The sequence below is a fragment of the Chromatiales bacterium genome (assembly GCA_014762505.1).
GTDB lineage: Bacteria > Pseudomonadota > Gammaproteobacteria > SpSt-1174 > SpSt-1174 > SpSt-1174.
The window spans coordinates 122326-148170 of record JABURS010000032.1; the positions used below are offsets into that span (position 1 = coordinate 122326).

Here is a 25845-nt window from a genome sequence, read left to right on the forward strand (position 1 = left end):
CGGCGGCCAGGAGATCCCAACGCGCATGCAGCCTGTCCCCTCGTCCGATCCCGGTCTGCTCGCCCGTCTGCGGGTGCGCCTGAGACAGCGCCCCGACAGCGAGCACGAGCAGGCCCTGGTACGCATCGGCCTGGTTCTGCTGTTTGCGATCTACCTGTTCTCGCCCTGGTTCTCCGAGCTCAACGAACACACTGCCCACATCGTCGTCGGCATCGGTGTCTTCTACATCCTGGTCTCGTTCGGCATCTTCCTCTCCATCGTGATCTCGCCGGCCATTTCGCCGCTGCGCAGGCTGATCGGCCTGCTGGGCGACATGATCGTGACCAGCGCACTGATGTCCCTGAGCGGCGAGGCGGGCACCCCGCTGGTGGCGGTGTATCTCTGGGTCACCATGGGCAACGGCTTCCGCTACGGGATTCCCTATCTGGCCGCCGGCACGGTGCTCAGCATCGCGGGCTTCAGCTATGTCTACCTGAGCACGCCGTTCTGGGCGGACAGCCCGGTGCTCAGCATCAGCATCATGCTCATCCTGGCGGTGCTGCCGATGTACATGGCGACCCTGCTGCGCAAGCTCAATGCCGCCATCGAGCGGGCCGAGGCGGCCAACAAGGCCAAGAGCCAGTTCCTGGCCAACATGAGTCATGAACTGCGCACGCCGCTCAACGGCGTGATCGGCATGACCGACCTGCTGATGGATACCGAGCTCAACAGCGAGCAGCGGGAGCTGGCGCAGACCATCCACAGCTCCGGCGACACCCTGCTGCAGCTCATCGAGGACATCCTCGACTTCTCCAAGATCGAGGCCGGCAAGCTCACGCTCGAGACCACGGACTTCGACCTGCACGCCCTGGTGGCGAAGACCGCCGGGATGTTCGAGCACCAGGCCGAGGAGAAGGGGCTGTCCTTTTCCGCGCACGTCTCGCCGAGCACGCCCTTCCTGCTGCGCGGCGATCCGCATCACATCCGCCAGGTGCTGATCAACATCGTCGGCAACGCGGTCAAGTTCACGCAGGAGGGGCGCGTGGAGCTGCGTGTCTACGCCACCGAGCGGGAGGAGGGCGTGAAGATCCGCTTCGACGTCATCGATACCGGCATAGGCATCCGCCCCGAGGACCAGCAGCGCATCTTCGACAGCTTCCAGCAGGCGGACACATCGACGACACGCCGCTATGGCGGCACGGGCCTGGGTACGGCGATCTCGCGCCAGCTGGTCGAGCTCATGGGCGGGCGTATGGGCCTGTCCAGCGAGTACGGCAAGGGTTCGCTGTTCTGGTTCGAGCTGCCCTTCGACCTGCAGCCCGGCGTCACGGTGGACGCGACCCCGGTGGAGGCGCTGGGTACGCCGCACGTGCTGATGCTGGCCAGCGAGACCACGGCCGGCAAGCTGGCGCAGCACCTCGGGGGCTGGGGGCTGGAGTCCCGCCGCGTGGCCAGTGGTGCCCGCACGCTCGCCGAGCTGCACGCGGCCGCGGCGGGCGGCGACCCCTACACCGTCGCACTGATCGAGCGACAGGTGCTGGGGCGTTCTGCCATCGAGTTCGCGCATGACGTGCGGGCCGAACGCGCCCTGCGCCATGTCGCCCTGGTGCTGCTGCAGCCCGTGACGGCGAGCGAGGACGACGAGGCCTGGCTGCAGGCGGGCTATTCGGCGGTGATCCATGCGCCGATCGACAAGACGCTCCTGTTCAATGCCCTGCACGCCGCCAACTGCCAGCACGAGACCGGCGGTAACGTGGTGTCGCTGGCCGAGCAGTTCCAGAAGCGCCAGCGGGGCGGCATGCGCATCCTGGTGGCGGAGGACAACGAGACCAACCAGCAGGTGATCCGCGGCATCCTCGCGCGCGGTGGCCATCAGGTCACCGTGGTCGACGACGGGCAGAAGGCCATGGACCTGCTCGAGGACGATGCGCGGTTCGACATGATGGTGCTGGACATGAACATGCCGAACATGGGCGGCGTGGAGGTGCTGCGCGCCTATCGCTTCATGGCCCGCAGGAAACCGATCCCCGCCATCATCCTCACCGCGGACGCGACCGTGGATGCCCTGCGCGCCTGCGAGGAGGCCGGGGCCACGGCCTATCTGACCAAGCCGGTGAACGCGCGCAAGCTGCTCGAGACGATCGCCCGGCATGGCACGCCCGCCGCTGCGAGGGGCGACGACGTGCGGGAGGATCGGCCGCCCTACGGTGACGATGCCGGGGGCCGCCGGGGAAAGGGGAAGGCCGGCGCGGCGGGGGTGATCGACCGGGACATCCTGGACGGACTGGTGCAGCTGGGTTCCGGCATGGACTTCCTGCGCGACCTGATCCGCGGCTACACGCGGGACGGTCGCCGGCAGCTCGAGGGTCTGGCCGAGGCGGTACGCGAGGGGGATTACCCGGCCTTTCAGGATGCCGTGCACGCCCTGCGCGGCAGCTCCAGCGAGCTGGGCGCCGAGCGGCTGGTCGGGCTCTGCCTCGAGGCGAGGCAGCTAAGGGCGCTGGATATGGGCGGGGAACGGCCGCAGGATCTGGCGGACCAGATCCATGCGGCGTTCGAGGAGGTCCTGCTGGCGCTGGAGGCCTATGTCTCGGCGCGACGGGATGCCATGACCTGAGGCCCCGGGTCTCAGGCCGCTTCGGTGTCGGCCTTCTGCGACTGACGGCTGACCAGGCGTTCCATCATGCGCAGGTCGCGGCCGTTGAGCGCGAGGGCCGCGTCCACCCAGATATCGGTGATGTCTGCCAGCTCCTGGTAGGTGACCGGGTCCACGTGGGCACGCACCTTGCGCAGGGCACGGAAGCCGTTGCGTGCACGGTTCTCGCGCTTGATGTACTCATACACGGCCATCTCCCCCTCGCCGGCCTCCGCCAGCACGTCCACCACACCCATGTCGTAGAGTTCCTCGGCGGTGAAGATGCGGCCGCTCAGGATCAGGCGCTCGGCCTGGGCCGGGGTGAGTTTGCGCGACAGCAGGCTGTAGGCGCCCATGCCCGGGAACAGGTTGAACAGCACCTCCGGCAGGCCGAGCTTGCTGCCCTTCTCGGCGATCAGCACATCGCTGGACATGGCCGTCTCGAAGCCCCCGCCCAGGGCATCGCCCTGTACCAGCGAGATGGTGGTGATGTCGCGGTCGAAATGACGGATGTTGGCATGCATGGCGTCGATGCAGCGGCGGGCGTAATGCAGCAGGCCCTCGCGGTCGCCGGCCTCGACCAGCTGGCGGAACAGGGCGAGGTCGCCACCCAGGTTGTAGACGCCGGGCACGTCGGAGGCGAGCACGTGATAGGCGATGGGCTGGCCGTTGCAGGCCTGGCCCGAGGCCAGCTGGTCGCACCAGGCGTTCAGGTCCTCGAGCAGGGCGGGCGTGAAGCTCGGGCGCGGCTGGGCATGCATGTAGCACCAGGCGACCTCGTGCTTGGCGTCGTAGTGGGTCTTCAGGTTGGTGTAGCGCTTGCTGTTGCGAAGGTCGGTGAGCTTGGCAGTGGCGGCGGTCTGGCTGTTCATGGCGTACTCTCCTGCGAAATGGCGATACGGGACTGGTTTACGGGGTCCGTTCAGGACCTTGGTTTCCAGCGGCGTTACCCACCCCCCAGTGTGCAGCCGCAATTCCTAGAGCTTAGTCAGCATTTCTTCTTTCCGGTTTTTCCGATGGCGATGGATCAGCGGAGCGTGACGGAATCCGTTGTCTGATGCAGACCTTTTCATGGTCGCCCGTCGAGCGGTTCCGCTGAGTGAACCTAATCACAGATCGCGTGATGAGGGTATCAGGCCCGTCCTACACAAAAGGCCGACAGGCTTTGTAAGAAAACTCCGACAGGCGTCGGATCAGCTGCCGTAGACGACGCCGGGCAGCCAGGTGGCGAGCCCGGGCCACAGGGCCAGCAGGCCCAGTGCGATGAGCTGGATGACGATGAAGGGAATGGCCCCGCGGTAGATGTCGCGGGTGGCGAGCTCCGCCGGGGCGACGCCGCGCAGGTAGAACAGGGCGAAGCCGAAGGGCGGGGTGAGGAAGGAGGTCTGCAGGTTGATGGCGATCATCACGCCCAGCCACACCGGGTCCAGGCCCATGGCCAGCAGCACGGGGCCGACGATGGGCACGACCACGAAGGTGATCTCGATGAAGTCGAGCACGAAGCCGAGCAGGAACATCACCAGCATGACGATGAGCACGGCGGTGAAGACGCCTCCCGGCAGGTCGCTCAGCAGCTCGTGCACCAGCTCGTCGCCGCCGAAGCCGCGAAACACCAGCGAGAACAGGGAGGCGCCGATGAAGATGAGAAACACCATGCTGGTGACGCGCACCGTGGAGCGCATCACCTCGCGCAGTCGGGCCAGGTCCAGCTGCCGGTTGATCAGGGCCAGCAGCAGCGCGCCCACGGCCCCCACCGAGGCGGCCTCGGTGGGCGTGGCCAGGCCCGCCATGATGGAGCCGAGCACGGCGAGGATCAGCACCAGCGGCGGCAGCAGGGCCTTGATCGCGCGGACGAAGAGTTCGCCGCCGGGGATGTCGCGCTCGGCCGCGGGCATGGCCGGCATGCTCGCCGGGCGCCACCAGGCCATGCCGATGAGGAAGAGCAGGTACAGCCCCACCAGCAGCAGGCCCGGGATCACGGCGCCGATGAACAGGTCGCCGACCGAGACGGTCTGGGGCGAAAAGATGCCCTGGTCGAGCTGGGCCTTCTGGTAGGCCGAGGAGAGCACGTCGCCCAGCAGCACCAGGATGATGGACGGGGGGATGATCTGGCCCAGGGTGCCCGAGGCGCAGATGGTGCCGCTGGCCAGTGCCGGGCTGTAGCCGCGCCGGAGCATGGTGGGCAGGGACAGCAGGCCCATGGTCACCACGGTGGCGCCGACGATGCCTGTGCTGGCGGCGAGCAGCATGCCGACCAGGATCACCGAGATGCCGAGCCCGCCGCGCAGGGGGCCGAACAGCATGGCCATGGTGTCGAGCAGGTTCTCGGCCACGCGCGACCGTTCCAGCATCACGCCCATGAAGACGAACAGCGGCACGGCGATGAGCGTCTCGTTCTCCATGATGCCGGCCAGCCGCGCCGGCATGGTGACGAGCAGGCCCGAGTCGAAGCCGCCGACCAGCATGCCCAGCCCGGCAAAGGCCAGGGCCACGCCGGCCAGGGTCAGCGCCACGGGGTAGCCCGCCAGCAGCACGACGATGACCGCCGCGAACATCAGCAGCGCGAGCCATTCCATCAGAACCGGTCCTCCGCCTGGTGGTCGGCCGGGGTCTCCCGCCCGCGCAGTACGCGCAGCGCGTGGGCGGCCTGGGCCAGGCCCTGCAGCAGCAGCAGGCCGGCCATCAGCGGGATGAAGGACTTGAGCAGGAACACCAGCGGCAGCCCGCCGGTCTGGCGCGAGCCTTCCAGGATGCGCCAGGCGCGGGCGACGTAGTCCCAGCTCTCCACCAGGATGAACAGGCAGACCGGTACCAGTAACAGAAGGGCGCCGAGCAGATTCACCAGGGCCTGGCGGCGGGGGCTCATCTGCCGGTAGAAGATGTCCACCCGCACGTGCTCGTCGTGGCGCAGGGTGTAGGCCACCCCGGCCATGAACACCAGGGCATGCAGGTAGGTCACGGATTCCTGCAGGGCGAGGGAATTCCAGTCGAAGCCGTAGCGCAGCACCACCATGGTGAACATCAGCAGCACCATGACCAGGGTCAGCCAGGCGATGGTGCGACCCACCCACTCGTTGAGGGTGTCGACAACAGCGGCGAAGCGGGCGAGTACGGCGTCCATGATCCGCGAAAGATACCGGAAACCATCCCGCACGGGAAATCCTGTTAGAACTGTACTGGGCCTGATACCAGTGTTTCGAGTAAGATGCGCGCGTTCGGCCCGGACAGTGAGGGTCGAACGCCATCGATCAATGGATAAAGACGAAAATATGGAGATTATGATGAAAGCCAAATATTGGGGTTGTGCCGCGCTGACCATGGGGCTTCTTGCCGGGGCTTCGACGAACGTTCTGGCGGCTGGGTCGGCCGGTGATAACTACGTCGGCGTGGGTTATGCGTTCCTCACCTACGATGAATCCGGTGTGCCGGAGGCGGATCTGGGTGCCCTGACTGGCCGGTTCGGGCACTTCTTCACCGACAATCTGGCGGTGGAAGGCCGTGTCGGGTTCGGTGTTGCCGATGACACGGTGAACGTGCTCGGTGTCGACGTCGATGTCGAGCTCGACAACTTCATGGGCGTCTATGGTATGGCGCATTTGCCGGTGTCGAACAGCGCCTCTGTCTACGGGATGCTGGGCTTTACCCGTGGCGAACTTACTGGCTCGGCTGGCAACGTCAGTATCACCGAGAGCGATACGGGGCTTTCCTTCGGTTTTGGTCTGGATTTCAGCCTGAACGAGACCCTGAGCCTCAATGCCGAGTATGCCCAGTACCTGGACGAGTCGGCGTATGACGTCAGCGGTTTTGCAATCGGGGCGTCGTTCAAGTTCTGATCACCCTGGCCCGCTGAAAAGAGGCGCCCCCGCGTGAGTGGGGGCGCCTCTTCCGTTTGCGGGACGATATTGCATCATGCATGGCGCATTGTCCTGACGGTTGCAGGTTTGTTGCTACAGGGAATGTGTGATTCAATCGTGAGGCGGGCGCAGGCTTCCCGAACCCATTCCCGGAAACACAACGACAAATACAAGGAACTCGCGATGAAGAACAGGCAGTTGGCAGCGGCCGTGGTTGCCGCCACGATGGTGCTGGCCTCGGGGCAGGCCCTGGCCGCCGGCAAGGCGGGCGACAGCTATTTCGGTGTCCAGTACGCGGCACTGGAGTACAAGGACGATGGGCTCAACGCCGATTTCGAGCCCGGCACCCTGATGTTCCGCCTCGGGCATTACTTCACCGACTACATCGGCCTGGAGGCCCGTCGCGGCATTGCGCTGAATGACGATACCCAGTCGGTCGGGGGCGTGGATGTGAGTGTCGAGCTCGAGAACTTCACCGGCGTGTACGGCCTCGGTCGTCTGCCGATGGGCTCGGTGGCCGCCATCTACGGCATGGCCGGCTGGGGTCAGGGCGAGGTGAAGGGTGAGTCCCTGGGTGTGACGGATACTGCCCGTGAGACCGGTCTCACCTACGGTGGCGGCGTCGAGTTCTATTTCGGCGAGACCGTCAGCGTGAATGCCGAGTACGTGGTCTATCCCGACGGCCCGGGCTTCGAGGCCACGAGCGTGAACGCGGGCGTGAACTTCAATTTCTAGGCCGGGGCTTCCGTCCCTGTAACGCAAAAGGCGCCCCTAGGGGCGCCTTTTGCGTCAGACGTACCAGGCCTGCGGGATGTCGTCGGGCCTGAGCGGCGTGACGGTCACCGGGCGGGGCTCCTCGCCCCTGACGGTGATCGCCACCTCCACGGCCTCGGCGTCCTTGCCCTTGCTGAAGCGGGCCGCCAGCCGCGCCGCGGTCATCAGGTCCTCGGCACCGATGTCGTGGCCGTCCACCAGCACCAGCGGGCCGGGGTGGCTCAGGGTGCGGATGTGGGTGAACTGCTTGCGGTAGCCCTCGAGGAACTTCCCCTCGCCCTCCTCGCGCGCCACGATCACCTTGTAGTGGTCGGCCGGGCGCAGGTGGCGGCCCACCTTCAGCAGCATGATGTCGTCGAGGTCGTAGTCGCGCTTGCCGCGGTGTTCCCACAGGTCGCCGAGTTTCTTCGCGTAGCTCTCGTCGGTGAGGAAGCAGCAGCCGCCTGCCGGCTGGGCGTAGTCGTCGAAGCCGAAGCGTTTGGCCATGGCCATCTGTGGCTTGCGGCCGCGGCCGGAGAAGTCGTGCAGCTTCTCGCGGTCCACCCAGCCCTCGCGCTCGGGCAGGGTGGGGGCCAGGTTCTTCGCGCACAGCGGGCGCAGCAGGCGGTCGTCGGCGCCGGAGTCGCGCACCACGATGCGCATGGTGTCCTTGCGCTGCGACATCGGACGCTGGCCGATCACCTCGCCGGTGATGATGAAGTCGAAGCCGTTCTCCTCGATCCACTGCCTCGCCTTGTTGACCATGAAGACCTTGCAGTCCAGGCAGGGGTTGAGGTTGGCGCCGTAGCCGTGCTTGGGGTTGAGCACCACGTCCTTGTATTCCTCGACGATGTCGACGATGTGGAGCTTGATGCCGAGCTGCTCGGCCACCCACAGCGCATTGTTGCGCTTGGGCTTTGCCTGATCCTTCTTGCGGATGGCGTGGGTATGCCCCTCCACGCAGAAGCCGGTGAAGAAGTTGATGCCCTCCACGTGGATGCCCTGCTCCATGATGGTGCGGGCGGCCAGCATGGAGTCCAGGCCACCGGAGATCAGGGCGACGGCTTTGCGTTGGGTGTTGCTCATGAGAACGGCTCGAAGGCCCTGCTGGGCCGGCTGAAAATCGGGTCGCGGATTATAGCAGACCTGGTTGATCGGGTATTGGGAAGGTCTGGGAGGCACTCGTATACCCAACCGTAGGAGCGCTGCAAGGCGCGATCAGTTCTTGTGGTCCTCGGCCACCAATCGCGCCTTGCAGCGCTCCTACCGGCAACACTTCACTTCTGTGTCCTCTGTGGCAAATCCTCAGGTGTTTCAGTGCCGCTGACGCGAGATCTCCGGTGCGAGCAGCCCGTCGGTGTATCGCGCCAGCTCGCGCCGCGCTGCCTTGCTGCCCGTGTCCTGGATGAGTTCGGCGGCCTCCAGGGCGTTCAGGGCCGGGCGTCCGTCCAGGGTGCGCATTGCCTGCAGGACCTCCATCAGCGGGACGAAGGCCCGGGCGAGATGGTGGAAGAGTTCGGCTGCCGCGCGACCCAGTTGCTCTGCCACCTGGTCGTAGGCCGACCGGCCCAGATCGACGAAGTAGCTGATGCGTACCAGGCGCTTCTCGGCCCGGTGCGGGAACAGGCCGGCAGTGAGCAGGCAGCGGTCGCCGACATCGCGCAGGCCGCTGGCACGTTCGCCCCTCGTCGCATCGAGGCTGTGCAGGTAGTCGAGGGCAACTACACGGGAGAGTGCGTCGACCTCGTGCAGGCTGCGGCCGAGCAGCATGACGAGATAGCTCTCCAGGTCCTCGTCCAGTTCACGGGCCGCGCGTTGCTCGGCCTCGCGGACGAGCCGCTGCCATTCGGCGGTGCTCGTGGGTTCGACGATGAGCCGGCTGTTGGTATCGGGCATGGCAGTTCCTCCGCGTCGTGGCCTGCCTATTTGTCTAGCACGTAACGTGCCGCTCATGGTCGGGTTATCGGCCGAACGGCTTGATTTTCCAGCCTTTCGGGTGGTAGCTCCGGGGGTCTGCCGCTATACTGGCCGCCTTTTCCCAAACCCCTCGAAGACGATGTCCAAGTACGACGTTTCGACCTTTCAGGGCCTGATCCTGGGTCTGCAGGACTACTGGGCCGGGCAGGGCTGCGTGCTGCTCCAGCCCTACGACATGGAGATGGGTGCCGGCACCTTCCACCCGGCCACCTTCCTGCGGGCCATCGGCCCCGAGCCCTGGCGCACGGCCTACGTGCAGCCCTCGCGCCGTCCCACCGACGGGCGCTACGGCGAGAACCCCAACCGCCTGCAGCACTACTACCAGTTCCAGGTCATCCTCAAGCCCTCGCCGCTTCAGATCCAGGAGCTGTATCTCGGTTCGCTGAAGGCGCTGGGCATCGATCCGCTGGTGCACGACATCCGCTTCGTCGAGGACAACTGGGAATCGCCGACGCTCGGCGCCTGGGGACTGGGCTGGGAGGTGTGGCTCAACGGCATGGAGGTCACCCAGTTCACCTACTTCCAGCAGGTCGGCGGGCTCGACTGCCGCCCGGTGACCGGTGAGATCACCTACGGGCTGGAGCGCATCGCCATGTACCTGCAGGGCGTGGAGAGCGTGTACGACCTGGTGTGGACCAGGGGCCCGCAGGGCACCGTCACCTACGGCGACGTGTTCCACCAGAACGAGGTCGAGCAGTCGACCTACAACTTCGAGCACGCCGACACCGACTCGCTGTTCGCCTGGTTCGACAACTGCGAGAAGGAGAGCCAGCGCCTGATCGAGGCGGGCCTGCCGCTGCCGGCCTACGAGCAGGTGCTCAAGGCCTCGCACAGCTTCAACCTGCTCGACGCCCGCCAGGCCATCTCCGTCACCGAGCGCCAGCGCTACATCCTGCGCGTGCGCGCCCTGGCCCGCGCCGTGGCCGAGGCCTATTACGCTGCCCGCGAGACGCTCGGTTTCCCCATGCTGAAGGAACAGAAGGATGCCGCCCATGGCTGATACCCGCGACCTTCTGATCGAGATCGGTACCGAGGAGCTGCCGCCCAGGGCCCTGAAGACCCTGTCCGAGGCCTTCGGTGCGGGGGTGATGGATGGCCTGGCGCAGGCCGGTCTCACGCCCGGGGCCCTGACGCTGTATGCCGCGCCGCGCCGGCTGGCGCTGCTGGTCGAGGGCGTGGCGGAGAAGCAGGCCGACCAGGTGATCGAGCGCCGCGGGCCGGCCCTGCAGGCGGCCTTCGACGAAGAGGGCGTGCCGACCAAGGCGGCCGAGGGCTTCGCCGCCTCCTGCGGGGTCGAGGTGTCGGACCTCGAGAAGCTCGAGACCGACAAGGGCGCCTGGCTCTCCTACAAGCTCGAGCAGCCGGGCAAGGCCACGGCCGAGCTGGTGCCGGCGATCGTGGAAAAGGCCCTGGCCGGGCTGCCCATACCCAAGCGCATGCGCTGGGGTGCGGGCGAGGCCGAGTTCGTGCGCCCGGTGCACTGGGTGGTGCTGCTGTTCGGTGACCAGGTGATCGACGCCGGCATCCTCGGCGTGCGGGCCGGGCGCGAAACCCGTGGGCACCGCTTCCATCACCCCGAGCCGCTGTCCATCGCCGAGCCGAAGAGCTATGCACCGATGCTGCAGACCGAGGGCCACGTGATGCCCGACTTCGCGGCGCGCCGCGAGGCCATCTACGGCCAGGTGCAGGAGGCCGCGCACCGGCTGGGCGGCACCGCGCTGATCGACGAGGACCTGCTCGACGAGGTGACCGCGCTGGTGGAATGGCCGAGCGCGGTGAGCGGCGGCTTCGAGAAGACCTTCCTGGACGTGCCGCAGGAGGCCCTGATCTCCACCATGCAGGACAACCAGAAGTACTTTGCGGTGGTGGACAAGACAGGCGCCCTGATGCCGCACTTCATCACCATCAGCAACATCGAGAGCCGCGACCCGGAGAAGGTGCGCGAGGGCAACGAGCGCGTCATCCGTCCGCGCTTCGCCGACGCCGCCTTCTTCTGGACGCAGGACCGGAAGAAGCCGCTGGCCGATTACGCCGAGAACCTGAAGACCATCGTCTTCCAGAAGGATCTGGGCACGGTGTGGGAGAAGTCGCAGCGCGTGGCGAAGCTCGCGGGCTTCATCGCCCAGATCATCGGCGCCGACAAGGGGCAGGCCATGCGCGCGGCGGAGCTCGCCAAGTGCGACCTGGTCACCTCCATGGTCTACGAGTTCCCGGAGCTGCAGGGCATCATGGGCCGCTACTACGCGCGCCATGCCGGCGAGCCCGAGGCCGTGGCCAATGCCCTGGACGAGCAGTACATGCCGCGCCATGCGGGCGATGACCTGCCGGCTGGCGACATCGGCCAGGTGCTGTCGCTGGCCGACCGGCTCGACACGCTGCTCGGTATCTTCGCCATCGGTCAGAAGCCGACCGGCACCAAGGACCCCTTCGCCCTGCGCCGTGCCGCGCTCGGCGTGCTGCGCACCATCATCGAGAAGGGGCGCGACCTGGATCTCGAGGTGCTGCTGAACAAGGCCGCCGAGGGGCTGACGGACAAGGTCGAGGCGAAGAAGGCCGTGGGCGAGACCTTCGACTACATCCTCGAACGCCTCAAGGCCTACTACACCGATCGCGGCATCGCCGCGGACGTGATCGACGCGGTCATGGCCCAGCGTCCCACGCGGCCGCTGGATTTCGACCAGCGCGTGCGTGCGGTGGAGGCCTTCCGCAAGCTGCCGGAGGCCGCGAGCCTGGCGGCCGCCAACAAGCGCATCCAGAACATCCTGAAGAAGGTCGAGGGCGAGCCGGCCACGACCATCGACCGGGGGCTCCTGCAGGAGCCGGCCGAGGCCGAGCTGGCCGACCGCCTGGCGGCGCTCAGCGAGGCCGTCGCCCCCGACTTCGCCAACGGCGACTACGCGGCTGGGCTGACCAAGCTCGCGGCACTGCGCGAGGCGGTGGACCGCTTCTTCGACGAGGTGATGGTGATGGCCGAGGATGAGGCCCTGCGCAACAACCGCATCGCCCTGCTCAACACACTCGGCGGCCTGTTCCTGCGCACGGCCGACCTCTCGCGGCTGCAGGGCTGACCGGTGGGGGCATGAAGCTCGTCATCCTCGGCCGTGACGGCGTGATCAACCGGCGACCGGCGTCCGGTATCACGTCGCCGGACGACTGGCAGCCCCTGCCCGGCAGCCTTGAGGCCATCGCCCGCCTGAACCAGGCCGGTTATACGGTGATGGTGGCCAGCAACCAGCCCGGTATCGCGCAGGGGCTGTACGACGTCGAGACCCTGCACGCCGTGCACGAGAAGCTGGCGCGCCAGCTCGCCCAGGTAGGTGGGCGCGTGGATGGCATCGTGTTCTGCCCGCATGGGCCGGACGAGGGCTGCGATTGCCGCAAGCCCCGGCCCGGGCTCTACCGTGAGATCGCCGCCCGGCTGAACACCCCGCTGCGGGCGGTCCCGGTGATCGGCGACTCGCGCTGCGACCTCGAGGCGGCAGCCGCGGTCGGCGCCCGCCCCGTGCTGGTGTGCACCGGCGAGGGCGCGGCCAGTATCGCCGCGGGCGGCCTGCCCGGGCACACCCTGATCGTCGACGACCTGGCCGCGGCCGTCGACGCCCTGCTGGCCGAGGAGAGGAGCGCATGAACCTGTTTCGTACCCGACCCCTGCTGTACCTGCGTGGCGGCCTGTTCTGGCTGGGCTTTGCCTCCTCCACCGTGTTCTTCGGCCTGCTCGTGACCCTGCTGCTGCCGCTGCCGAACAACGCACGCTACGCCATTGCCCGCGGCTGGCCGGCGTTCAACCTCTGGTGGCTGCGGGTGACCTGCGGCCTGAAATACCGTATCGAGGGGCGGGAACACGTGCAGGGCGTGGACGGGGCGGCCGTGGTGCTCGCCAAGCACCAGTCCACCTGGGAGACCATCGCCTTCAACCGCTTCCTGCCGCGCCAGACCTATGTGCTCAAGCGGGAGCTCATGCGCATCCCCTTCTTCGGCTGGGGGGCCTCGGTGCTGCTGCCCATCGCCATCGACCGTGCGGCCGGACGACAGGCCGTGCAGCAGCTGCTGGAGCAGGGTAAGCAGCGCCTGGCCGACGGCATCTGGGTGGTGATCTTCCCCGAGGGCACGCGCGTGCCGCCGGGGGAGCAGCGGCGCTACAAGATCGGCGGTTCGGTGCTGGCCACCGAGAGCGGCCATCCGGTGATTCCCATCGCCCACAATGCGGGCGACTTCTGGCCCCGGCACAGCCTGATCAAGCACCCGGGCGAGATCGTGGTGCGCATCGGCGCACCCATCGAGTCGCAGGGCAAGACCCCCGAGGCCCTCACCGAGGAGGTGCAGGCCTGGATCGAGGGGCAGATGCACGAGATCAGCCGGCACTACCGCGCCTAACAGGCCGTCGCGAATTCACTTCGCGACGTGCCGAGTTGAAAAAGGCAGGAAAGCCCTTTTTCAACATCCTGCTAAATACCCGCCGGTTGTGGCGTTTCTTGTCCGGCGCGCGGCCGGCGGCGATGATGGCGTCTTTCACCCGCAATGACATCCGACATGCTGCAGAAGATTCTCGAGCTGCGTGACCGCAGCGTCTATTTCCTCGAGGGTTCCTCCCCGGCCGTCTACTACCTGGTCGACAGGGACGTGCAGGGCGTGCTCATCAATACGCCGCCCTTCGATACGGCCACGCTGGAGGCGCTCACCGCGGTTGCCCCGCTGAAGTTCATCTACTTCCCCAGCCACCGCGGGGCGCGGGACGTGGATCGCTGGCGCGAGGTCAGCGGCGCCGAGGCCATGGCCTTCGAGGCCGAGGTGCCGGCCATCGACGGGGTCATCGATATCAAGCTCGACCGCAAGAGCAAGTTCACCCGCACCATGGACTTCCTGCCCATGGCCGGGGTGACGGAGGGGAGTTGCGTGCTGCGCTGCCGCAACAAGCCCGGGATCCTGTTCTTCGGTCCCGTGCTGTCGCCGGGCGAGGATGGCTGGCCGACGCTGGTCTTTCAGGAGGACGACTACTCGATGGAGAGCCGCATGTTCGGTGCCCTGGGGCTGCAGGACGTGGCCTTCGACTATGCCTTCACCGATGTCTTCGAGCCGGGGGTCACGCGGTTCGGTCCCGGCGCGGCCGAGGCCGTGAACCGGCGCATCGCCGAGTCGCTGGACTAGCGCCGGCAGCGGGTCGGCCCCGGTCTCCAGGACCGGGGCCCGGTGCCTATGAGGCCGGCGGGTCCGCCGGGTTGCCGCCCTGCCGATGCACGCCCGTGGGCGGCCCGTCGTTCTCCAGTACCAGTTCGCCCACCGGCCGCTCGCGCGCGATGAAATAGCCCTGCGCGTAGTCCACGCGCAATTCCTTCAGTTTCTCGAGTATCTCCCCACTCTCCACGAACTCGGCGATGGTGCGCTTGCCCATCACGTGGCCGATGTCGTTGATGGATTTCACCATGGCGAGGTCGATGGGGTCGGTGACCACGTCCTTGACGAAGCTGCCGTCGATCTTGAGGTAGTCCACCGGCAGGGTCTTGAGGTAGCTGTAGGACGACATGCCGGTGCCGAAGTCGTCCAGGGCGAAGCGGCAGCCGCGCTGGGCCAGGGTGGTGAACAGCCGGCGCGCATTGGTGAGGTTGGCGATGGCGGTCGTCTCGGTCACCTCGAAGCAGAGCTTGTGGGGCGAGACACCGGCCTCGTCGATCTGGCGCAGGATGAAGTCGAGGAAGTTCTTGTCGCTGAGCGAGTGGCCGGAGAGGTTGATGGAGCACAGGCCGATGCGGTCCACCGCGCGGCCCAGGCCGCTCAGCCAGCCCAGGGTGGTGCTGATCACCCAGCGGTCGATCTCGGGGGTGAGGCCGGCGCGCTCGGCGGCCGGCAGGAAGGCCCCGGGCGGCACGAGCTTGCCGTGGAAGTCGCGCATCTTCAGCAGCATTTCCATGTGCAGGCCCGGATGGTCCGGTGTGGTCAGCGGTTCGATCAGCTGGTAGAAGAGCTCCAGCCGGCCCTCCTTCAGGGCCTGGTGGACCTGCCCGACCCAGCGCATGTCGCCCTGGCGGCGCATCAGCTGGGTGTCGTCGGGGCTGTACACGCGCACGCGGTTGCGGCCGAGGTCCTTGGCCGAGTAACAGGCCGCGTCGGCGGCGCTCAGGGCCGATGTCACACTGGGCGTCTCGGACGTGATGGTGACCAGGCCGATGCTCACGCCGATGGTGAAGGCGTTGCCCTCCCAGGAGAAGCGGAAGTCGCGCACGGTGCGGCGGATCTTTTCCGCGATCTCGAGCCCCACCGTCTCGTCACAGTCCTCCAGCAATACGCCGAACTCGTCGCCGCCCAGGCGTGCCAGCGTGTCGCCCTTGCGGATCAGGCCCTCCAGGGTGTCCGACAGGGTACGCAGCAGTTCGTCGCCGGCGGCGTGGCCGGAGGCGTCGTTTATCACCTTGAACTGGTCCAGGTCGAGGAACAGCAGCACGTGGCTGCTGTCTTCGTGCCGGGCGCGCTGCAGGGCCGACTCCAGCCGTGCCTGGAACTCGCGACGGTTGGCGAGCCCGGTCAGGGCGTCGTGGCCCGCCTGGTACTCGAGCTGCATGGCCATGGAGCGGGCCTCGGTGACGTCGCGGAACACCACCACCGCGCCGGTCACGCGGCCCTTTTCCATGATGGGGAAGGAGGAGTATTCGGCGGCGAAGGAGGTGCCGTTCTTGCGCCAGATGACCTCGTCGTCCACGCGCACGCCATGACCCTGGCTGACGGCGCGCTGGACGGCCGAGAGTTCGGGGGCCACCGGGCCTTCGTCCTGGGTGTGGTGGACGAGCTCGTGCATGTGGCGCCCGAGCACCTCGTGCAGGGGATAGCCGAGCAGGGACTGGCCGGCGCGGTTGATGAAGGTGCAGCGCCCGTCGAGGTCGACGCTGTAGATGCCCTCGCCGGCAGAATCGAGCAGCAGCTGCAGGTAGTTGGTGAAGCGGCGGCTCTCCGTCTCCAGCTGGCGGCGGGCATGGATGTCGTGCACGAAGCCGTGGATGTAGGGCGTGTCGTCGTCATGCACCACGCGGGCGGCGACCTCGACCTCCACCCAGTGGTTGTTGCCGGTACGCAGGCGGGTCTCGTAGCGCAGCGCGCCATCGTGCAGCAACCAGTGCAGGCGGCGCCGGGTGTTTTCCTCCAGCGCGTCCTCCACCTCGCTCAGGTGTCTGCCCAGCAGGTCGTCGTGGGTTTGCTGCAGCAGCTCGAGCAGGGCCGGGTTGGCCTCGAGGAAACGGCCCTCGGCGTCGAGGATGAAGAAGCCGTCCGGCAGGTTGTCGAGAAAGACCGCGGCGCTCTCGCCGTCGCTGGCGGGTGATGTGCTCATCGGGGCTGACGGCTCCTCTCGGAGGTTTTGGTAAGACCCTAACACATCCGCTGTGGCGGGTGCGGGGCGCCATGGCGCCCCGCGATGGGGTTGATGTTACCGCAGGTGCGGATCAGTTGCCCGAGCCGTAGCCCTTGCCCTGACCCTGCGACTTGCCCTGGCCCTGGTTCTGGCCATAGCCCATGCCCTGGCCCTTGCCGGGACCCTGGCCCTGGCCCATCCCCTTGCCGCGGGCCGGGGGCTCGTCGGGCAGGGTCACGCCCTGTTCACGGGCGCGTTCCTGCATGCGCTGGTGATGCTCCAGGCGGTACTGCTCGCGTTCCTGTTCGGTCTGGAAGCTGCGCATCTGGTTGCGGTGTTCCTGGATCTCCTGCTCGGTCATGAGCTGGCGGCCGTAGATCACGTCCTCGTCCTGGGCGTAGAGCGGGAAACTGGCAGCAGTGACGAGCAGTGCGGCGCCGATGACATTGATCAGCGATTTTTTCATGGTGTATTGCTCCTTGTGATGAGTGGGGGGCGTCCTGATGCCCTGGTGTTCCAGGGTTGCTGAAAGTATGCGCCACTGCGGACGGGGCAAGTTTGACGCGCGTCATGCTAACGCATGATGCCGCCGGTGCGACTAACCGTCGGCGCGGATATGCAGGTGGATGCGCCCGCCTTCGATCCAGAGCCAGACCGGGTTGCCCCGGTCGAGGCCGCGGTAGTGCTGTGCGGCCCCTTCGACGGGGGGTTGCCACCAGGCGGGCAGGCGTTCACCGCGCGGCGGTTCGGCCGGCAGCGGGCGTGCTTCCAGGGCGAAGCGCGCGCGCAGGGTGGCGACTACCGCCGGCCCGGCATCGAAGCGGTAGAAGAACAGCGGCCTGGGTGGCATGCCGGTCTTGTAGCGCAGGCCGTGCGCCTCCGTGATGCCGTCGGCCTGCGGGCCCAGCCAGTGGCGCAGCTCGTGGATGGTCTCCGGCCCCTTTGTCTCGATGGGGGTGAAGTCGTGCTCGAAGAAGTAGGCGGCGTAGAAGGTCGAACCGATATAGAGCACCGGGATGCTCATGACGATGACCATCACGACCACGGCGAGGCGTTTCATGCAGGGCGGTCCTGTAGCGGCAGGTTGAAGAGGCGGCGGGCATTCTCGCAGGTCGCGGCGGCGATGTCCTCCGGGGCCACGTCGCGCAGGCGGGCCATGGTCTCGATCACCTCCGGCAGGAAGCCCGGTTCGTTGCGCTGGCCGCGGTGTGCGCTGCCCGGCTGGTCCGGGGCGTCGGTCTCCGCCAGCAGGGCCTCGAGCGGCAGCTCGGCCACCAGCCGGTGCAGGCGTCGGGCGCGCGCGTGGGTGATGGGGCCGCCGAGGCCGAGACAAAACCCCAGGTCGATGAGCCGGCGGGCCTGCTGTTCGCTGCCGGAGAAGCTGTGGATCACCCCGCGCACGCCGGGATGGCGGCGGATGTACTTGGTGACCTCGTCGTTGGCCTTGCGCGAGTGCACGATCACCGGAAGGTCGAAGTCGCGGGCGATGCCGAGCTGGGCATCGAAGTACCGTTCCTGCGCCGCACGGTCGGGATCGTCGATGTAGAAGTCCAGGCCGCATTCGCCCACGGCCACGGGCCGCTCGCGCTCCAGCCAGCCCGGAAGGGCGTCCAGGTGTTCCGGGCGGTGCTTGGCCATGAACATCGGGTGCAGGCCGTAGCTCGCGTACAGCCGCGGGTCGCTGGCCGCCACCGTGCGCATGCGCGGCCAGCTGGCGGCGGTGACGGCCGGCAGCACGATGGCCTCGATGCCGACGGCGGCCGCGCGTGCGAGCACGGCCGCGCGGTCGGCGTCGAAGGCCGCATCGTCCAGGTGGCAGTGGGAGTCGATCAGGCGCAGGGTCATCGCGGGGGGTAACGCACCAGGATGTAGTCCAGCTGCAGCAGGTTGTCGAGGTGGGCCGGGCCGCTGGGCAGCACCTGCACGTAGGGCGGGAATTCCTCGGCGAACACGCCGAAGCTCTCGGCATAGGCGCCACAGATGGTGAAGGGGATGCCCTCGCCTGCGAGCTCGCGGGTGATGTCGTGGGTCCAGGGATAGAAGTCCTCGTTCTCGATGGTGAGCGAGAGGACCTCCAGGCCATGGCTCACGATCTCGATGGGCAGCCCCGGGAAGCGGGCGCGCAGGCGCGCGATGTCGGCACGCAGGGCCGGCAGGTGCTGTTCGAGCAGGTTCTGGTCGCCGCTGGCGAACTCGAAGACGACGCCATGCGGCGGCGTTTCGCTGGCCAGCAGTACCTCCAGCTCGTTTGCCTGCAGGCCCGGTGCGGGCAACAGCAACAGGGCGAGCAGGCTGGCGATGAGCGGGCGGCGCGGCATCAGGGACAGGGGTTGGGCTGGCGGGTGTGGATGGCCTCGATGGCGTCCAGTAGCTCGTCGGAGAGCCGGATCCCGATGCTGTCGATGTCCTCGGCGAGCTGCGCCAGCGAGGTGGCGCCGATGATGTTGCTGGTGAGGAAGGGCCGGCTGTTGACGAAGGCCAGCGCCATCTGGGCCGGCGACAGGCCGTGGTCGCGCGCCAGTTCCACGTAGGCCTCGGTGGCCGCGATGCCCTCCGGGTTGGTGTAGCGGGTGAAGCGGTCGAACAGCGAAAGGCGTGCCCCGTCCGGCTTGCGGCCACCGACGTACTTGCCCGTGAGCACGCCGAAACCGAGTGGCGAGTAGGCCAGCAAGCCCGTGTGTTCGCGGTGGGCGATCTCGGCCAGGCCTACCTCGAAGCTGCGGTTGAGCAGGTTGTAGGGGTTCTGGATGCTGACGATGCGCGGCCAGCCGTGGCGGTCGGCCAGCGCCAGGTAGCGCATCACGCCCCAGGGGGTCTCGTTGGACACGCCGATGTGGCGTACCTTGCCCTGCTCGACGAAGTCGGCCAGCACCTCCAGCGTCTCCTCGATGGGGGTGGCCTGCTCGTCCAGGTCGTGCTGGTAGCCGAGCTTGCCGAAGAAGTTGGTGCTGCGCGCCGGCCAGTGGACCTGGTAGAGGTCGAGGTAGTCGGTCTGCAGGCGCACGAGGCTGTCGTTGAGCGCCTGTTCCATGTAATCGCGCGTGAGGCGCGGGCCGCCTCGCAGGTAGTCCATCCAGTCGGCCGGGCCGGCCACCTTGGAGGCGATGACCAGCTCGTCGCGCCGCCCGCGCTTGGCCAGCCAGCTGCCGATGTAGGCCTCGGTGCGGCCCTGGGTCTCCGCCTTCGGCGGCACCGGGTACATCTCGGCGGTGTCGATGAAGTTGATGCCGCGTTCCACGGCCAGGTCCAGCTGGTCGTGGGCCTCGGCCTCGGTGTTCTGCTCGCCGAAGGTCATGGTGCCGAGGCAGATGCGGCTGACGTCCAGATCGGTGTTGCCCAGGGTGTTGTAGATCATCGCGGACCCGTCGCTCATGGATGGATCACTCATGATAACGCGACGGGCCGCGGCTTGCCGATTGCCCGCGGGCGGGGTGCGGCCTTCTCAGCCGATGCGTCCGGCCCCGGCCAGGGGCATGAGCCAGTAGCGGATGCTGAGCCCGGGCAGCTCCGCGCGCAGGCCGTCGAGCAGGCGCGCCGCCGTGGCGGCATCGCTCTCGACGTGGAACAGCACGCGGTCCTGCCGGCCCGTCACCTGCTCGGCCAGGGAGAAGCGGCCGTGCTCGGTGCTGTGGCCGAAGCCGCGGTGGCCGGTGAAGCCGCCAATGGCGTCCTGCGCCAGCAGCCAGTCGACGACGGTCTCCTCGTTCTCGGGATCGGCGACCAGGATCAGCAGGGTCGGGTTCATGACAGGGCTCCTTTTCTCGGTTCACCGAAGCGTTCGTAGAGTACGGGCAGCAGCACCAGGGTGAGCAGGGTGGAGGTCACCAGCCCGCCGATCACCACCACCGCGAGCGGGCGCTGGATCTCCGATCCCGGGCCGGTGGCGAACAGCAGCGGCACCAGGCCGAAGGCCGCGATGCTCGCCGTCATCATCACCGGGCGCAGGCGGCGGCGCGCCCCCTCGATCACCACCTCGGACAGCGACATGCCCAGTGCGCGCAGCTGGTTGAAGTAGCTCACCAGCACCACGCCGTTGAGCACGGCGATGCCGAGCAGGGCGATGAAGCCCACCGAGGCCGGCACCGACAGGTATTCGCCCGAGAGCCACAGGGCGACGATGCCGCCGATCAGGGCGAAGGGGATGTTGAGCAGCACCAGCACGGCCTGGCGCACCGAGCCGAAGGTGGAGAACAGCAGCAGGAAGATGAGCCCCACGGCCGCCGGCACCACGATGGAGAGGCGCTGCGCGGCGCGCTGCTGGTTCTCGAACTCGCCGCCCCAGGCCAGGCGATAGCCCGGCTCGAGCTGCACCTGGGCGGCCACGGCGGCGCGGGCGTCCTCGACGAAGCTCACCAGGTCGCGGCCGCTGACGTTGGCGATGACCACCACGTTGCGCGCGCCCAGTTCGCGCTTGATCTCCACCGGGCCCTCGATGCGCTGGATGCGGGTCACCGAGGACAGCGGCACGCTGCGCCCGTCCGGCAGGCTCACCAGCAGGCCGGCGAAGGCGTCGGGCGAGTTCTGCACGTCCTCGCTGCCGCGGATCACCAGCGGCGTGCGGCGCATGCCCTCGTAGATGGTGCCCACGCGCCGTCCCTCGAGCTGGGCGCGCAGCAGCTGCTCCAGCGCCTCCACCGACAGGCCGAGGCGGCCGGCCGCGACGCGGTCGACGTCCACGCGCAGGTACTGCACGCCCTCGTTGCGGGTGTAGTAGACGTCCTCCGCGCCCGCGATCTGCCCGACCACGGCGGCGATGTCGGCCGCCCGCGCGTTGAGCACGTCGAGGTCCGCGCCGAACAGCTTGATGGCCAGGTCGCCGCGCACGCCGGTGAGCATCTCGGAGACGCGCATCTCGATGGGCTGGGTGAAGGCGTAGGCCACGCCCGGGAAGTCGGCCAGCACCTCGCGGATGGCGTCCTGCAGTTCGTCCTTGCTGTCGAAGCGCCATTCCTCGCGCGGCTTGAGCAGCAGGAAGCCGTCGGTCTGGTTGAGGCCCATCGGGTCCATGCCCAGGTCGTCCGAGCCCGTGCGCGCCACCATGCCGGCGACCTCGGGGACACGGGCCATCAGGGCGCGCTGTACCCGCTGGTCGATGGCGATGGACTCCTCCAGGCTGATGGAGGGCAGCTTCTCCAGCTGCACGATGAGGTCGCCCTCGTCCATGGTCGGCATGAAGCTCTTGCCCACCTGGGTGTAGATCACGGACGCGGCCAGCAGCGCGGCCACCGCCACGCCGCCCACCTGCCTCGGGTGGGCGAGCGCCCAGCGCAGGGTCGGGGCATAGACCGCCTGCAGCTTGCGAACCAGCCACGGCTCCTCGTGGGACACCTTGCCGAGAAGGTAGGAGCTGATCACGGGGATGGCGGTGAGCGAGAGCAGCAGCGAGGCGCCCAGCGCGAAGACGATGGTGAGCGCCACCGGGATGAAGAGCTTGCCCTCCAGTCCCTCCAGGGTGAGCAGGGGCAGGAAGACGATGACGATGATGAGGATGCCCGAGCTCACCGGGCCGGCCACCTCGCGCACCGCGCGGTAGATCACGTGCAGGCGCGGCAGGCGGCGGGTGGACTGGCCCTGCGCCAGGTGTGCCACCACGTTCTCCACCACCACCACGGCGGCGTCCACCAGCATGCCGATGGCGATGGCCAGCCCCCCCAGGCTCATGAGGTTGGCGGACATGCCCACCGCGTCCATGAGGATGAAGGTGGCCAGTGCGGCCAGCGGCAGGATGAGCGCGACGGTCACCGCCGCGCGCAGGTTGCCGAGGAACACCGCCAGCAGGATGAGCACCAGCACGATGGCCTCGCCCAGGGCCTTGCTCACGGTGTGCACGGCGCGCTCGACCAGGCTGCCGCGGTTATAGAACACGCGCACCGAGACGCCCTCGGGCAGGGTGGGGGCGAGCTCGTCCAGGCGTTGCTGCACGCCTTCCACCACCTCGCGGGCGTTGGCGCCGCGCAGGCCCAGGACCAGGCCCTCGACGGTCTCCCCGACACCGTTCTGCGTGACCGCGCCGTAGCGCGTCAGGCTGCCCATGCGCACCTCGGCGACATCGGTCACGCGGATCGGCGTGCCACCGGGGGTGGCGCTGATCACGGTGTGGCGCAGGTCGTCCAGGGTGCGGATGCTGCCCTCGACGCGCACCAGCAGCGTCTCCTCGCCCTCGCGCAGGCGGCCGGCGCCGTCGTTGCGGTTGTTCTGGACCAGGGCGTCCTCCAGGTCGGCCAGGGTGATGCCCCGCGCGTTCAGGCGCGTGACGTCCGGCACCACCTCGAAGGTCGCCACCTGGCCGCCCAGGGCGTTGACGTCGGCCACGCCGGGCACGGTGCGTAGGGCCGGGCGGATCACCCAGTCGAGCAGGGCGCGGCGCTCGGGCAGGCTCAGCTCGCCGCCCTCGATGACGAACATGAACATCTCGCCCAGCGGGGTGGTGATGGGCGCCATGCCGCCGCTGATGTCGGCCGGCAGGTCGCCCCAGATACCGGAGAGGCGTTCGCTCACCTGCTGGCGGGCCCAGTAGATGTCGGTGCCCTCGGCGAAGTCGATGGTGATGTCGGTGAGACCGTACTTGGCCACCGAGCGCAGCATCGCCTGGTCGGGGATGCCGAGCATCTCCACCTCGATGGGGGCGGTGATGCGGGCCTCCACCTCCTCCGGCGTCATGCCCGGGGCCTTGATGACGATCTTCACCTGCGGGGTGGAGACGTCGGGAAAGGCGTCGATGGGCAGGCGGTTGAAGGCCAGTGCACCGAGCACCACGAGCAGCACCACCATCAGCAGCATGAACAGCCGCTGGGCCAGTGCGAAACGGACCAAGTGTGCGAGCATCATTCGCCCCCCCCGATGCCCATCCAGGCGCCCTTGATGGCGGCCACCCCGCTGACGGCGATCGCGTCATCCACCGTCAACGGGCCGCGCACCACCAGCCGGTCGCCGTCGGCGGCGATGCGTTCCACCGCGACCGCGGCAAAGCCGGCCGCGCGGCGCACGAAGACGTAATCGCCGTCCGTGCGGCGCACCACGGCGCTGGCGGGGATGCTGAAGCTGTCGGTACCCTGCGAGCCCAGCACGCGGGCCTGCACGAACTGGCCGGGGCGCAGGTGTTCGACGCCGGACTCGACCTCGACCCGCACCAGCACGGTCTCGTCCCCGCTGCTGACGGTGCCGCCGATGAGGCGCACCTGGCCGCGGGCGTTGCCGTCGGCGGTGGCCACGGCATCACCGACGGCCAGGCCGCCGAGCCGTTCGACGGGCAGGTGCAGCTCCAGCCACAGGCGGTCCAGGGCGGCCAGGCGCAGCACGGGGGCGGACGCCTCCAGGCGCTGGCCGGTCACCGCCATGACCTCGAGGATCACGCCGTCGCGCGGGGCGCGCAGGGTCAGGCTGGAACCGATCCGGCCGCTGCGGGCCAGGGCATCGAGGTCGCTGTCGGCGATACCCGACAGCTCCAGGGTCTGGCGCTGGGCGTTGGCGGCGGCGCGGGCCTCCGCGGCGGTGCTGCGGGTCTCCAGCAGGCGGCGCTCGGCGATGATCCCGTCCTTGAACAGGGCCTCGTCGCGGCCGAGCTGCTGGCGGGCGAGGCGGTCGCGGGCCAGGGCCTCGAGGTAGCTGCGCTGCAGCGCCAGCAGGCCGGGGCTGCGCAGGGTGGCCAGTGCCTGGCCGGCAGTGACGGCCTGGCCCTCGGCCACCAGCAGCGTGTCCACCAGTCCGTCCAGGGGCGCGGCGACCACGCTGGCCTGGCCCGGCGGGATCACCACGCGGGCGGCGACCAGCGGACCGGCGGCGTCGCTGACGGCGAGCGGCCGTGCCGTGGCGATGCCCAGCGCCTCGATCTGCGCCGGCGAGAAGGCGATCTCCCCGGCCGGTCCAGGATTGGCCAGGCCGACGGCGGAGGCCAGCAGCAGGGCGGTGCCCAGGGCAAGGGCGGTGAGCAGGCGATTTGCTTGTGTATGATCGGCGCGCCCTTGCGGCGGGCGTCGGCTGAGGCGATTCATGGGGCAACTCCCAGGGCTTGGTTGTAGCGGGCGATGGCGCGGTCGCGTTCGAGTTCGCGCAGCACGGTGTCGCGTTCGGCGGAAAAGGCGCGGGCCTGCACGCGCAGCAGGTCGGCGAGCCCGGTCTCGCCGAGGGCGTAGGCCTTGCGGGCCAGGCGCAGGTTCTCGGCGGCGAGTTCGTGGCGGGCCCGGGCGATGGTGAGCGTCTGCGTGCTCATGGCAATGGCCTCCTCGGCCTCTGCCACGGCCAGCGACAGCTGGCGGTGCTGGCGGTCGCGCTCGGCCTGTGCGGCGGCGAGCTGGCGCGCGGCGGCACCGTCGGCCGGACCGCGATGCGATTTGAGTCCCAGCGGGATGGAGAGCCCCACGCCCAGGCTGTCGCGCGTCTGGCCGAACCCGTCGTCCTCGCTGCGCCCGCCAACCGTGAGGACGGGGGCGCCGCCGGCCTGCTCGCGTACCAGGGCCTGTTCGGCCAGGGCACGGGCAGCCTGGGCCTGGGCCTCGGCCAGCAGTGGGTTGGTCGCGAGGTCGGCGCTCGCACGGGGCTCGGCGAGCCGGGCGGGCAGGTCGGTGGTGCCGGTGAGCGCCCGCCAGGCCATCAGGGCGTGGTGGGCCTCGGTGTGGGCGGTATTGAAGGCGGCCTCGCGCTGCAGGGTCTCCTCGCGGGCCAGCAGCAGGTCGGTGCGGGGCACGGCGCCGCTCGCGAGCAGGGTCTGCACCTGGGCCTCGAGTTCGCGCGCGGTGACGGGCTCCTGTTCGGCCAGGCGCGCGCGGTTGCGGGTGATGGCCAGCGTCCAGGCGGCCTCGCGCACCTCGCCGGCCACCTGCAGGGCCAGGGCGCGGTGACGCAGTGCGGCCTCGTCGCGGGCGCTGTCCCCGAGGTCGCGGGCGGCGCGCCGCTGGCCGGGCCGCCACAGCGGCAGGTCGAGGCCCGCCTCCCATTCGCGAAGGCCGGTGTCACTGGCCAGGCGGTCATCCTGCAGGTGCAGGGACAGGCTGGGCTGGTCGCTGACGAGGGTGCGGGCGCGGCGATCCAGCGCGCTGGCCTCGTAGTCGGCGGCGGCCAGGGTCTGGTACGCGGGGTGGCGCTGCAGCGCGGCATCGACGGCCTGCGCGAGGTCGGCGGCCGGGCTGGCCGTCTCGTCGGGCAGGGGTGGCGCGGCCGAGGCCGACAGCGCGGCCGTCAGCAGCAGCGCCGGGAGCAGTAGCGATCGGGTGAAACGGTGCATGGCACATCCTTGGGTCTGGGGAACCGGGTCCGGATGTGCCGTATTAGAGCGGGACAGGCTTAAACCAAACTGAAAGCCGGTTCAGTCGGTC

The 25845-nt window shown here is 68.5% G+C and carries 23 protein-coding genes; 8 read left to right on the forward strand and 15 right to left on the reverse strand.

From position 1 onward, the window contains the following. Window positions 1–25: 25 nt before the first annotated feature. Entirely contained in the window at window positions 26–2596 is a 2571-nt protein-coding gene (locus HUJ28_05530) for a response regulator (GenBank protein MBD3618914.1), read from the forward strand. Window positions 2597–2607: 11 nt separating this feature from the next. Here HUJ28_05530 and HUJ28_05535 read toward each other — a convergent pair whose 3' ends face one another. The 3 genes from HUJ28_05535 to HUJ28_05545 all read right to left on the reverse strand — a co-directional run bounded on the left by HUJ28_05535 (window position 2608) and on the right by HUJ28_05545 (window position 5735). After that, window positions 2608–3486, reverse strand: coding sequence for a crotonase/enoyl-CoA hydratase family protein (locus HUJ28_05535; protein ID MBD3618915.1), 879 nt, complete (start codon window positions 3484–3486; stop codon window positions 2608–2610). 321 nt (window positions 3487–3807) lie between these two features. Further along, window positions 3808–5193, reverse strand: a complete 1386-nt coding sequence (locus HUJ28_05540; GenBank protein ID MBD3618916.1) for a TRAP transporter large permease subunit — start codon at window positions 5191–5193, stop codon at window positions 3808–3810. Beyond that, window positions 5190–5735, reverse strand: a complete 546-nt coding sequence (locus HUJ28_05545; GenBank protein ID MBD3618917.1) for a TRAP transporter small permease subunit — start codon at window positions 5733–5735, stop codon at window positions 5190–5192. The genes HUJ28_05540 and HUJ28_05545 overlap by 4 nt, the downstream gene beginning before the upstream one ends. Window positions 5736–5865: 130 nt before the next feature. On the opposite strand from HUJ28_05545, the gene HUJ28_05550 reads away from it, so the two are divergent. Both HUJ28_05550 and HUJ28_05555 read left to right on the forward strand, forming a co-directional pair. Next, entirely contained in the window at window positions 5866–6447 is a 582-nt protein-coding gene (locus tag HUJ28_05550; protein ID MBD3618918.1) for a porin family protein, read from the forward strand. 204 nt (window positions 6448–6651) lie between these two features. Continuing rightward, window positions 6652–7203, forward strand: a complete 552-nt coding sequence (locus tag HUJ28_05555; GenBank protein MBD3618919.1) for a porin family protein — start codon at window positions 6652–6654, stop codon at window positions 7201–7203. Between the two features lie 54 nt (window positions 7204–7257). Here HUJ28_05555 and HUJ28_05560 read toward each other — a convergent pair whose 3' ends face one another. Beyond that, entirely contained in the window at window positions 7258–8307 is a 1050-nt protein-coding gene (locus HUJ28_05560) for a tRNA (5-methylaminomethyl-2-thiouridylate)-methyltransferase (protein MBD3618920.1), read from the reverse strand. A 228-nt stretch (window positions 8308–8535) separates the two neighbouring features. Beyond that, on the reverse strand, window positions 8536–9117 hold the full coding sequence (locus tag HUJ28_05565) for a hypothetical protein (GenBank protein MBD3618921.1): 582 nt from the start codon (window positions 9115–9117) through the stop codon (window positions 8536–8538). 160 nt (window positions 9118–9277) lie between these two features. Between HUJ28_05565 and glyQ the strand changes: the two genes are divergently transcribed. The 5 genes from glyQ to HUJ28_05590 all read left to right on the forward strand — a co-directional run bounded on the left by glyQ (window position 9278) and on the right by HUJ28_05590 (window position 14343). After that, window positions 9278–10198 carry a glycine--tRNA ligase subunit alpha gene (gene glyQ, locus HUJ28_05570; GenBank protein MBD3618922.1) on the forward strand — a complete coding sequence of 307 codons (921 nt, stop codon included), beginning with the start codon at window positions 9278–9280 and terminating at the stop codon, window positions 10196–10198. Beyond that, window positions 10191–12266, forward strand: coding sequence for a glycine--tRNA ligase subunit beta (locus HUJ28_05575; protein ID MBD3618923.1), 2076 nt, complete (start codon window positions 10191–10193; stop codon window positions 12264–12266). Before glyQ ends, HUJ28_05575 begins: the two co-directional genes overlap by 8 nt. An 11-nt stretch (window positions 12267–12277) precedes the next feature. Next, a complete protein-coding gene (gene gmhB, locus HUJ28_05580; protein MBD3618924.1) occupies window positions 12278–12826 on the forward strand; it encodes a D-glycero-beta-D-manno-heptose 1,7-bisphosphate 7-phosphatase in 549 nt (182 codons plus the stop codon). Beyond that, window positions 12823–13572, forward strand: a complete 750-nt coding sequence (locus HUJ28_05585) for a 1-acyl-sn-glycerol-3-phosphate acyltransferase (protein ID MBD3618925.1) — start codon at window positions 12823–12825, stop codon at window positions 13570–13572. Before gmhB ends, HUJ28_05585 begins: the two co-directional genes overlap by 4 nt. 144 nt (window positions 13573–13716) lie before the next feature. Next, on the forward strand, window positions 13717–14343 hold the full coding sequence (locus HUJ28_05590; GenBank protein MBD3618926.1) for a hypothetical protein: 627 nt from the start codon (window positions 13717–13719) through the stop codon (window positions 14341–14343). Between the two features lie 46 nt (window positions 14344–14389). Here HUJ28_05590 and HUJ28_05595 read toward each other — a convergent pair whose 3' ends face one another. The 10 genes from HUJ28_05595 to HUJ28_05640 all read right to left on the reverse strand — a co-directional run bounded on the left by HUJ28_05595 (window position 14390) and on the right by HUJ28_05640 (window position 25754). After that, window positions 14390–16513: an EAL domain-containing protein gene (locus tag HUJ28_05595; protein ID MBD3618927.1), complete on the reverse strand. Its 2124-nt coding sequence runs from the start codon at window positions 16511–16513 to the stop codon at window positions 14390–14392. A gap of 112 nt (window positions 16514–16625) precedes the next feature. After that, window positions 16626–17000 (reverse strand): hypothetical protein, encoded by a 375-nt coding sequence (locus HUJ28_05600; GenBank protein ID MBD3618928.1) that lies wholly within the window; start codon window positions 16998–17000, stop codon window positions 16626–16628. 132 nt (window positions 17001–17132) lie between these two features. Beyond that, window positions 17133–17594, reverse strand: coding sequence for a hypothetical protein (locus HUJ28_05605; protein ID MBD3618929.1), 462 nt, complete (start codon window positions 17592–17594; stop codon window positions 17133–17135). Next, window positions 17591–18379 carry a TatD family hydrolase gene (locus tag HUJ28_05610; protein ID MBD3618930.1) on the reverse strand — a complete coding sequence of 263 codons (789 nt, stop codon included), beginning with the start codon at window positions 18377–18379 and terminating at the stop codon, window positions 17591–17593. Before HUJ28_05610 ends, HUJ28_05605 begins: the two co-directional genes overlap by 4 nt. Beyond that, window positions 18376–18852 (reverse strand): hypothetical protein, encoded by a 477-nt coding sequence (locus HUJ28_05615; GenBank protein ID MBD3618931.1) that lies wholly within the window; start codon window positions 18850–18852, stop codon window positions 18376–18378. Before HUJ28_05615 ends, HUJ28_05610 begins: the two co-directional genes overlap by 4 nt. After that, window positions 18852–19889: an NADP(H)-dependent aldo-keto reductase gene (locus HUJ28_05620; GenBank protein ID MBD3618932.1), complete on the reverse strand. Its 1038-nt coding sequence runs from the start codon at window positions 19887–19889 to the stop codon at window positions 18852–18854. Before HUJ28_05620 ends, HUJ28_05615 begins: the two co-directional genes overlap by 1 nt. 87 nt (window positions 19890–19976) lie before the next feature. Continuing rightward, entirely contained in the window at window positions 19977–20279 is a 303-nt protein-coding gene (locus tag HUJ28_05625) for a DUF3240 family protein (protein MBD3618933.1), read from the reverse strand. Then, the gene (locus HUJ28_05630) at window positions 20276–23359 is read right to left on the reverse strand and encodes an efflux RND transporter permease subunit (GenBank protein ID MBD3618934.1); all 3084 of its coding nucleotides are present in this window, start codon (window positions 23357–23359) and stop codon (window positions 20276–20278) included. Before HUJ28_05630 ends, HUJ28_05625 begins: the two co-directional genes overlap by 4 nt. After that, window positions 23359–24525: an efflux RND transporter periplasmic adaptor subunit gene (locus HUJ28_05635; GenBank protein MBD3618935.1), complete on the reverse strand. Its 1167-nt coding sequence runs from the start codon at window positions 24523–24525 to the stop codon at window positions 23359–23361. The genes HUJ28_05630 and HUJ28_05635 overlap by 1 nt, the downstream gene beginning before the upstream one ends. Beyond that, entirely contained in the window at window positions 24522–25754 is a 1233-nt protein-coding gene (locus HUJ28_05640; protein ID MBD3618936.1) for a TolC family protein, read from the reverse strand. The genes HUJ28_05635 and HUJ28_05640 overlap by 4 nt, the downstream gene beginning before the upstream one ends. Between the last annotated feature and the right edge of the window lie 91 nt (window positions 25755–25845).

Bases quoted from the DNA above. Each gene is read 5' to 3' on its own strand.
- HUJ28_05610 (MBD3618930.1), bottom strand. From the start codon at position 18,379: ATGACCCTGCGCCTGATCGACTCCCACTGCCACCTGGACGATGCGGCC.
- HUJ28_05565 (MBD3618921.1), bottom strand. From the start codon at position 9,117: ATGCCCGATACCAACAGCCGGCTCATCGTCGAACCCACGAGCACCGCC.
- HUJ28_05550 (MBD3618918.1), top strand. From the start codon at position 5,866: ATGGATAAAGACGAAAATATGGAGATTATGATGAAAGCCAAATATTGG.
- HUJ28_05575 (MBD3618923.1), top strand. From the start codon at position 10,191: ATGGCTGATACCCGCGACCTTCTGATCGAGATCGGTACCGAGGAGCTG.
- HUJ28_05605 (MBD3618929.1), bottom strand. From the start codon at position 17,594: ATGAAACGCCTCGCCGTGGTCGTGATGGTCATCGTCATGAGCATCCCG.
- HUJ28_05635 (MBD3618935.1), bottom strand. From the start codon at position 24,525: ATGAATCGCCTCAGCCGACGCCCGCCGCAAGGGCGCGCCGATCATACA.
- HUJ28_05560 (MBD3618920.1), bottom strand. From the start codon at position 8,307: ATGAGCAACACCCAACGCAAAGCCGTCGCCCTGATCTCCGGTGGCCTG.
- HUJ28_05590 (MBD3618926.1), top strand. From the start codon at position 13,717: ATGACATCCGACATGCTGCAGAAGATTCTCGAGCTGCGTGACCGCAGC.
- HUJ28_05625 (MBD3618933.1), bottom strand. From the start codon at position 20,279: ATGAACCCGACCCTGCTGATCCTGGTCGCCGATCCCGAGAACGAGGAG.
- gmhB (MBD3618924.1), top strand. From the start codon at position 12,278: ATGAAGCTCGTCATCCTCGGCCGTGACGGCGTGATCAACCGGCGACCG.
- HUJ28_05545 (MBD3618917.1), bottom strand. From the start codon at position 5,735: ATGGACGCCGTACTCGCCCGCTTCGCCGCTGTTGTCGACACCCTCAAC.
- HUJ28_05595 (MBD3618927.1), bottom strand. From the start codon at position 16,513: ATGAGCACATCACCCGCCAGCGACGGCGAGAGCGCCGCGGTCTTTCTC.
- HUJ28_05535 (MBD3618915.1), bottom strand. From the start codon at position 3,486: ATGAACAGCCAGACCGCCGCCACTGCCAAGCTCACCGACCTTCGCAAC.
- HUJ28_05600 (MBD3618928.1), bottom strand. From the start codon at position 17,000: ATGAAAAAATCGCTGATCAATGTCATCGGCGCCGCACTGCTCGTCACT.
- HUJ28_05555 (MBD3618919.1), top strand. From the start codon at position 6,652: ATGAAGAACAGGCAGTTGGCAGCGGCCGTGGTTGCCGCCACGATGGTG.
- glyQ (MBD3618922.1), top strand. From the start codon at position 9,278: ATGTCCAAGTACGACGTTTCGACCTTTCAGGGCCTGATCCTGGGTCTG.
- HUJ28_05620 (MBD3618932.1), bottom strand. From the start codon at position 19,889: ATGATCTACAACACCCTGGGCAACACCGATCTGGACGTCAGCCGCATC.
- HUJ28_05615 (MBD3618931.1), bottom strand. From the start codon at position 18,852: ATGCCGCGCCGCCCGCTCATCGCCAGCCTGCTCGCCCTGTTGCTGTTG.
- HUJ28_05630 (MBD3618934.1), bottom strand. From the start codon at position 23,359: ATGCTCGCACACTTGGTCCGTTTCGCACTGGCCCAGCGGCTGTTCATG.
- HUJ28_05585 (MBD3618925.1), top strand. From the start codon at position 12,823: ATGAACCTGTTTCGTACCCGACCCCTGCTGTACCTGCGTGGCGGCCTG.
- HUJ28_05530 (MBD3618914.1), top strand. From the start codon at position 26: ATGCAGCCTGTCCCCTCGTCCGATCCCGGTCTGCTCGCCCGTCTGCGG.
- HUJ28_05640 (MBD3618936.1), bottom strand. From the start codon at position 25,754: ATGCACCGTTTCACCCGATCGCTACTGCTCCCGGCGCTGCTGCTGACG.